Here is an 8,352-nt window from a genome sequence, read left to right on the forward strand (position 1 = left end):
TTAAAAACAAATATTCCACTGGATTTGATTCCTGCTCTAACACCACTCTTGCATAAGTTAAATAATGCTGAACCCAATTAGTGGCTGCTTGTCCAATAGGAATAATTCTTTGTTTATTTCCTTTACCAATCGTTTGAAGAAATCCCAATTCTAAATGCAAGTCACTTAGTTTTAAAGTAATTAACTCACTAACACGCATTCCGGTTGCATAAAGGAGTTCTAACATTGCTTTATCTCTTAATCCTAATACCGTTGAAGTATCACAGGAATTTAATACTTGTGTCACTTCATCAACCGTTAATGCTTTTGGTAACGTCTTACTCTTTTTAGGAACTTTCAGTGATTGTACTGGATTTGTTTCAACCAATTGTTCCTGTTGTAAAAATTTAAAGAATTTTTTTAGGCAACTAATCATTCTACTAGTAGAACTTGTTGCATAACCATCCTGTTTTAAGTCTTGTAAAAATAATACAATTAGAGAATAATCGACTTCTTTCCAATCTCGAATCTGATGTTCTTTCAAAAATTGGTAAAATTTCATTAAATCTCTTTGATAACTCATCACTGTATTTTGAGATAATCCTTGGATTGCCAATGAATCCACAAAATAATCCAAATTATGTTGCATGAGTTTCACCTTCTCTACATTTTTGACAAATACCATGGAAAGTTAAACGATGATCTTCTACTTTGAAATGGAATCGTTCTTCAACTACTTTTTCCACTTCACCTAATAAGTTTTCATGAATTTCTTCAATATTCCCACATTTATTACATAGTAAGTGATGGTGGAAACGATTGGATTCATCTCGTTTTAAATCATAACGAGCTAATCCATCATCGAACACAACTCGATAAGTAATATTTAAATCTGTTAATATTTCTAAAGTTCGATAGACTGTTGCTAATCCAATATCAGGAAATTTCCGTTTAACGAGCATATATATAGCTTCAGCACTCAGATGGTCATCTTCTTTTTCTAATAAAATTGCAACTGTTGCTTGTCTTTGAGGAGTTAACTTAAATCCCTCTTCTTGCAATTTCTTTTTGATGCCTTCCATTGTTAACACAGTCCTATCCCTCCATTTCAATCCTTATTTTTCTTCTGCTAATTGAATAAATCCTTCTGATTGTGTAATCTTTTTCGCTTTTAATAAGGAACCAATCGCACGTTTGAATTGTCCCTTACTAATTCCAAAAATTTCTTTAATAATCGTTGGATCTGTTTTATCCCAATATGGCAAAGTATGTGTTGGACGATTTCTTAACATTGTTAAAATCATTTCTGCATCATCCCCAATTGCTTCAAAAGCTCTTGGTCTCATGGATACATTTAATACACCATCTGGACGAACACCAATCACTCGTACATTAACTAATTCACCAAGTGTTGGTTCATATAATCGTTCACTTGGATGTAAGAAGCATCGATACCCTTCTTCTGTCATTAAGAATGTTCCTACTAATTTTACATTTGTTACAGTTGCAGATACATCTTTATTTTTCAACGTTTGATTTGCTCTAATGGATTTGGCTTTTAACTCTGTTCCATCCCCCATAGTTGCCCAAGTACGATTTTTCTTGTCTTTAATTAATGTTACATATAATCGATTATTTTTCTTTGGCCATAATTCTTTTAAGTTTGGTAATTCATCTAATGAAACAACCATATCTTTATCCGGTAATCCAATCGATACGAATACGCCTAAATCTTTTCTCACTTGAGTAACTGTTGCCCATCCATAACTTTCATTTGTTACTGCTGGAATATCAAGGGTCATGATTTTTTTACGATCACTATTTTCATATACAAAGCCTGTTACGACATCTCCGATGGCTAATGTTACATCGGGATTTTTTGAAACACGATACGTCTCACCTTGTTTTTGAACAAAGTACGCTTTATCATTTTCATCCGTCACAATAGCTTGAATAATAGTAGATAAATCACTTGTCATCGCTTTCCCTCCTTTACTTATTTAGCATTCCTATTCTAACACAGAAATCATAAAAGCCAAAATAAAAAAATAGACATTCCCATATTGCTATGGGAATGTCTAATTTTAGCGTTTCTCTTCTTTTTCGTAAGCTTTCAAGTCTTTCAAGAAGCTTGACACAATCAAAATAATAATTAATCCAATTGGGAATGCTGCAATAATCGCAACAGATTGTAAATTATACATTGAATTTTCTGAGAAAATTAATGCAATCGGTAAAATAATAAACACCACTGCCCAAAACATACGAACACGTTTATCAGAATCATGCGTATCCTCTAATGTCTTATAAGAATAAGCAGAAATCACTAAAGTCAACGCATCAAATGTTGTCGCATAAAAAGCAACCATTGTCACAGCTAATAAAATTAACCCTAACTGACTTAAAGGCATTGTATCAAAAATTTTCAAAATAATACCTGCATAATCTGGAGTATCCGTCACTAAATTGCTAGAAATATCTAACCCATGTTTTAATTGCTGTGATAAACCATAGTTTCCTAAAATAATAAATGAAGTAAATGTTCCAGCAATTCCCCAAGAATAAGCACCTAAAATAGTCTGCTTGATGGTACGACCTTTACTAATACTACCAATAAAGAATGGAGTTGCGACACACCAAACCATCCAATAAGCCCAATAATAAATTGTCCATTTTTGTGGGAATGATGTTTCACGCAATGGATCTAACCAAGTTGATAATCCAATAAAGTTTTGAGCTAAATTCCCAATAGAGCTAAAACCAGTTTCTAAAATATATACTGTTTCTCCACCAGCAAATAAGAAATAAGCTAATAGAGCAAAGAATAAATATGAACAGTAAGTCGCTAATTTAGAGACAGCTTCCATTCCTAATAACACTGTTGAAGTGTAAACTAAAGCAATTAATAATAAAATAATAATCGTTGCACCAGTTGAATTTTCAAATCCAAAAACATGTCCCATTGCTGCTGATAATAAAGGAGTTGCTAATGAGAAAGTTGTTGCAGTTCCAGCAATTAACGCAAAAATCGCAATTAAATCAATGACTTTCCCCATCCATCCATCTACTTTATCTTTTAAAATAGGACGACATGCTTCAGAGAATTTTTGCTTTTCAACTTTACGCACATGTAACATGAAACCAAATGCAACAGCTAACATAATATAAAATCCCCAAGCAATTGGTCCCCAGTGGAATAATGGAAACGTAGGAGCCCATCTTTGAATACCACCTAATTGAGCCACATAATCTTCATTTGCATATAGTGCCCATTCACATAGAGAATAGAACAAAATATCTGCAGCCATTGTAGAAGTAAAAATCATTACTCCCCATTGGAAAGAAGTATATTCAGGCTTTTCTCCTTTTCCTAATACAATAGAACCATATTTTGAAAAGGCTACATACATACTACAACTAAAAATTCCCACACCTAAAAGTGCATAATAAATACTAAATTGATCTCCTAACCAAGTACGAATCCCGCTTAGAATTAATGATGATTGTTCTGGAATGACTAAAAATAGTACTCCTAGTAACAAAACTCCTAACAAAGGTACTATAGTAGATACCCAGTCAATTTCTTGATGTAATCTCTTTTGCATGTTAATTTTCCTCACCTTCATCCAAGATACTTTGGTAACTTGGATCTAAGTCTAATAATTCTTCTAAATTATCAATTTCAACAATATCCGTTTTTTCCATTGGATAAATTCCTAATTCATATTCTTCTGGATAACAAAACATTGCTACATCATCCCAATAAATTTGACGATTTTGTTTCACATCAAATTCCTGTTCTAAATGATGTGCTAAACGATGCCCATCTTCTTTATTCCAACGAGAAATACTATATAATTGCCAACCTTTTTCTCCACCAGTTCGTGAACAATGAATGACTTTTTCTTGTTCATCGACTGTCATTAACCATTCATCGGTATGTCCCTCAGTCCAAACACAGTTATATCCTGAGTGAGTAAAGTCAGCATGAAGAATTTCCGGATTATAAATTAATTGGTCGCTATCTAAAATAATCACATCTTCTAAATATTGTCTTGCTACATATAGAGAAGAAATATTATTACATGTGTCATAATAAGGATTTTCGATAATTTTTAACCCTGGATATTCTTGTTCTAATGGATAAAATTGGTCTTTTAAATATCCAACGACTACATAAATTTCCGTAATCCCATTCTTATGTAGTGCCTGAATAACTGTATCAATCATTCGAACTCCATTTACTTTTACAAGAGGTTTAGGAGTATGGTTTGTAATAGGTCTCATTCTTGTTCCTTGACCTGCAGCCATTAAAATTGCTCTTTTAATTGTATTTGTCATAATTCTCCTCTTTTCACAGTTCCTCTAATGTAGATAATACTAATTTAGAATATTCTTTTGCATAACGGTACTGACATAATGAATATTCTCCAAAATCAATTCCTAAACTTCTCTTGTATTCGCACCAATTACTCCATAATAATCCAGCACTTGCAATATACGCATAAATTTTCGTGCGAATCATTGGAGAAACTTCTCCTTTGAAGTATAAATCGATTAAATGATCCACTTGTTCTTTTGAATACAAGGAATAAATACAAAACATCGCAATATCAACATGAGGATCTTGCATTCCCGCATATTCCCAGTCAATAATTCGAATACCATTCTTCGTAAATAAGAAATTATCTGGAACTGCATCAATATGCACAAGAGTTTCTGTTTTATCTAATGTATCAATCCATTTTTTCAATTCAAAAATGGCTGCTTTTGTTTTTTCATAATCTTTAAAATAAGATTTTTCACCATTCCATAAACTTTCATAAAAATCAATTTGACCAAAAATATCAAAACGATGATCTACTGTTAAATTTAATTCATGAAATTCTCGAAGTTTCGTCATACAAGCTTCTACTTCATCCCAGTTTTCTGCATCACAATTCGTCGCATCTTCTAAATAAGCTGTAATTTTATAGCCATTTTCTGGATTCATATATAAAACATCATCACAAATTTGACGATTTTTTAAAGCTTGATAAACGTCTGCTTCTTCTTTTCGATTAATTAAATGATCCGTTCCTTCACCCGGAATACGCATAATATATTTTTGATTTTGACATTCAAATAAGAAAGAACGGTTCGTCATTCCCTTTTTCAAAACGGTAATATTTTTAATTTCATCGACTTCAACATTGAAACACTCTTGAATAATTGAAATAGCATCTGTTTGCAAGTTCGTAGAATTTCCATCTATTTCTCGCAGTTGTTCATACGTATTAATCTCGATGAATTGTTTTGGATTGACCACTTTAGAAGGAATCATCCATTTATTTTTATCTTGTAATGTACATTCCCAAAATTCATGATCATAAGAAGGTTTTTTTGAAAATTCTTGTAATTTCTCTTGAACAGCTTTTGCTTCTTGTCCCATAACATAACAAAGACCAATCATTTGATTGCCTTCTTCATCTTCATCTACCATCACTAATTCTCTTTTACGATTCACACGTACAGTACTTTCAACAGATGTTTCATCGGTAACCATGTACCATGAATAGGGTTCAAAATCACTAAATGGATTTTCTTCTGTCCAAATGTCACATGGTACGATGTAAGTTTTATCCAACGAAGATTTTACCTTACTTAATGAATGTAAATTATTTTTAATTTGGTATTCAGAATTGACGACTAATTGAACATTAAATTCATCAATTAAATATTCATATCTTTCTTTCATAAAGCCAACGACTACTTGAATATCTGTAATACCAACTTCATGAAGATGACGAATCATTCTTTCGATTAAGACTTCTCCTCTTACTTCCAATAATCCTTTTGGAATTTCCGTATTAATAGGAACCATTCGCATTCCAAATCCAGCAGCTAAAATAACTGCTTTCTTTGGTTGATTTTCTTTTATAAATGTTTTTGCTTTTTCACTTAATTCTCCAGTAGGAGATAACCATTTTTCTAGCTGTAATTCTTTTACTACACGATTAACAAATCCTAATGAATATCCTGATTGATTTGCGATTTCTCGCTGATTCAGCTTAGGATTCTTCCGAATTGCGTTCAGAATATCTAATTCTTGAACGTTCATGTAATCACCACTTTCTGTTTTTGTGAACTAAAGATAGTTTACACCCAACTAATTTAAATAGCAATACTAAAATGTATAAGAAAGTTTAAAAATAAAAAAAGTAGACAAAATAACAAACTAGTTATTTGCCTACTTAGTTTAGTTAGCTTCATCTCCACTACCCATTATGAAAATTTTGACTAACAAAATGATGATTATTTATGTATTACTTTTTACATATACCCAACACAATTATAGTATAGTTTTTAAATCAGACTAAATATAAGACTATCGAATTGAAAGGATTTTCAATTTTTTCCAAATCTTTTGGAAATTCAATCCATTAGATTCTTCATCCATCACTTCTTCAAGTGTCTTAAAATGTAATTCATTTTTAGTCGTGTAATTAATTAATACATATTCATCATTAATTTGCGAAAATCGATAGAGATTTCCATTAAATTCAAATTCGATACTATGACCTTTTTCTATGATTTCTATAAACAATTTCAATGACTTTAACTGACGATTCATCGCATACATAGCTATCACCCATACAAAATATATTCAGAATGAAGAGTCATTACTCTCCACTTTCTGTCGTTTCTTGATCAAACTATTTCTTTCTAAATCCCCATTTTGTATTAAATAATCATCATTACGGTACTAGAGGGATTTGAACCCCCGACCTAACGTTTAGGAAACGTTTGCTCTATCCTACTGAGCTATAGCACCCCCTCGAGTATATTCTTTCATAAAATACTCTTAAAGTCTAGTAGTAAAAATATTTTTATCAGATTATTACCAGATTTTTTCCTATTTATTTTTTTGATGTTTTCTTTGCTTTCTTAATTTTTTAGCTCGATGCTCTCCTAATAAAACTAAAAGGAATAATATAGAACCTCCAATAATTACTGCAAAAGCAAATGCATTTTGTATAATATAAACTTGAAGTGTTTGTTGTCGTTTCTCAGGTTCTTTAGGCAAATCTGCAAAACCACTTTCTGCTACCACTTCCACACTAGGATTTTTTTGATTTTCTTTTAAAAACTCTCCTGTTAATTTTGCACTTACTTTTTTATCAACTACTTGCCATTCAGGAACTTTTCCTTTTTCCAAAATCATCTTAAGATCTTGATTCGTTGTAATTTTATGACCATCAAAATCATGATCTCCAGCTGGTAAAATTGTTTGATAAGAAAAATGTTCTAATACATAATTTAAAATTGCATTTCCAAATGTATGACGAATAAATTCTCCATCTTGATTAGACCAATCCCCTACACCAAGAACAACTTTTACTAATTTCATTTGATTTTTTTCATATGTCGCAATATAGTTAAACGACCCATATCCACTTGATCCTGTTTTTAATCCATTCACACCTTCAACTCCATACTTTGCTCCAGGCAGAGAATAATTATATGTATCGAATTTTTCTTCATATGGTGTTCCTTCCATTGTTTTCACAACAGCAGAATTGGTATATTGTAATACTTGTGGATAACGATTCATTAAATCCATTGCCAAAATCGCTAAATCACGAGCAGTTGTTTGATTTGGTTTTGAAGCATCATAACCTTCTGGTTGATAATAACCATTGAATAATTCAGCTACTGCCCCAGAAGCATTATTAAATGTCGTATGATTCATTCCTAATTCTTTTGCTTTTTTATTCATTTTTCCAATAAATGCTGCAGAATCTTTATCCACTGCATTTGCTAACATAATCGTTGCGGCATTTGAAGAAGGAACAAGAGTCATTTTAATTAATTCCTCAATTGGATATTCAACACCCTCTACAATTTTATTATTACTAATTGCATAAATACTTGAAATAGCTGCATCCTCTTTTGACGCTGTAATCTTTTGAGTTAACGATAAATCACCTTTAGCAATTGATTCCATTAATAAATATACTGTCATAACTTTACTAATACTAGCTGGATCTCGTTCTTCATCAATGTTATCTTGCCATAAAATTCTTCCTGTATAAGCATCAATAACAATTGAAGCTTTAGGTTTATCTGCTGGATTAACTTCATATCCTGCATTTTTCGTTAATTCAACAATATCTACTGTTTCTGCTTTAGTGGGGGTTAAAATACTTACTAAAAAAAGTAAAGAAACAGTCAACCAAAATTTCACTAGTCTTTTCAATCTTTTTCCACCTTTATTCTTATATTTCAAGATAATTATAACATATTTAAAAATAAACTTCATATTCTTTATAAAACTAAAAGGTTCTATAATTTATAGGGTTGATGGAGAAAATCCACCAACCCTATTTTAGT

8 protein-coding genes and 1 tRNA gene are annotated in these 8,352 nt (G+C 31.5%); all 9 read right to left on the reverse strand.

Translation table 11 applies throughout. The annotated features are described in order from the left end of the window. Positions 1–628 (reverse strand): tyrosine-type recombinase/integrase (locus RWR88_RS07910; RefSeq protein ID WP_314451657.1); only part of this gene is annotated, 628 nt, incomplete at its 3' end. After that, the gene (locus RWR88_RS07915; protein ID WP_314349512.1) at positions 618–1,061 is read right to left on the reverse strand and encodes a Fur family transcriptional regulator; all 444 of its coding nucleotides are present in this window, start codon (positions 1,059–1,061) and stop codon (positions 618–620) included. The genes RWR88_RS07915 and RWR88_RS07910, both read right to left, overlap by 11 nt. A 33-nt stretch (positions 1,062–1,094) precedes the next feature. Further along, positions 1,095–1,958 (reverse strand): S1-like domain-containing RNA-binding protein, encoded by an 864-nt coding sequence (locus RWR88_RS07920; protein WP_314451659.1) that lies wholly within the window; start codon positions 1,956–1,958, stop codon positions 1,095–1,097. A 105-nt stretch (positions 1,959–2,063) separates the two neighbouring features. Continuing rightward, positions 2,064–3,584: a BCCT family transporter gene (locus RWR88_RS07925; protein ID WP_314451661.1), complete on the reverse strand. Its 1,521-nt coding sequence runs from the start codon at positions 3,582–3,584 to the stop codon at positions 2,064–2,066. 1 nt (position 3,585) lies between these two features. Continuing rightward, on the reverse strand, positions 3,586–4,320 hold the full coding sequence (locus RWR88_RS07930) for a phosphocholine cytidylyltransferase family protein (RefSeq protein WP_314451663.1): 735 nt from the start codon (positions 4,318–4,320) through the stop codon (positions 3,586–3,588). A gap of 13 nt (positions 4,321–4,333) precedes the next feature. Then, entirely contained in the window at positions 4,334–6,079 is a 1,746-nt protein-coding gene (locus RWR88_RS07935) for a phosphotransferase (protein ID WP_314451665.1), read from the reverse strand. Between the two features lie 267 nt (positions 6,080–6,346). Beyond that, positions 6,347–6,601 (reverse strand): hypothetical protein, encoded by a 255-nt coding sequence (locus RWR88_RS07940; protein ID WP_314451667.1) that lies wholly within the window; start codon positions 6,599–6,601, stop codon positions 6,347–6,349. A 118-nt stretch (positions 6,602–6,719) separates the two neighbouring features. Beyond that, positions 6,720–6,793: transfer RNA gene (locus RWR88_RS07945), tRNA-Arg, on the reverse strand. Between the two features lie 81 nt (positions 6,794–6,874). After that, positions 6,875–8,218: a DUF1958 domain-containing protein gene (locus tag RWR88_RS07950; RefSeq protein WP_314451669.1), complete on the reverse strand. Its 1,344-nt coding sequence runs from the start codon at positions 8,216–8,218 to the stop codon at positions 6,875–6,877. Between the last annotated feature and the right edge of the window lie 134 nt (positions 8,219–8,352).

Source organism: uncultured Granulicatella sp., from assembly GCF_963528195.1.
Taxonomy (GTDB): Bacteria; Bacillota; Bacilli; order Lactobacillales; family Aerococcaceae; genus Granulicatella.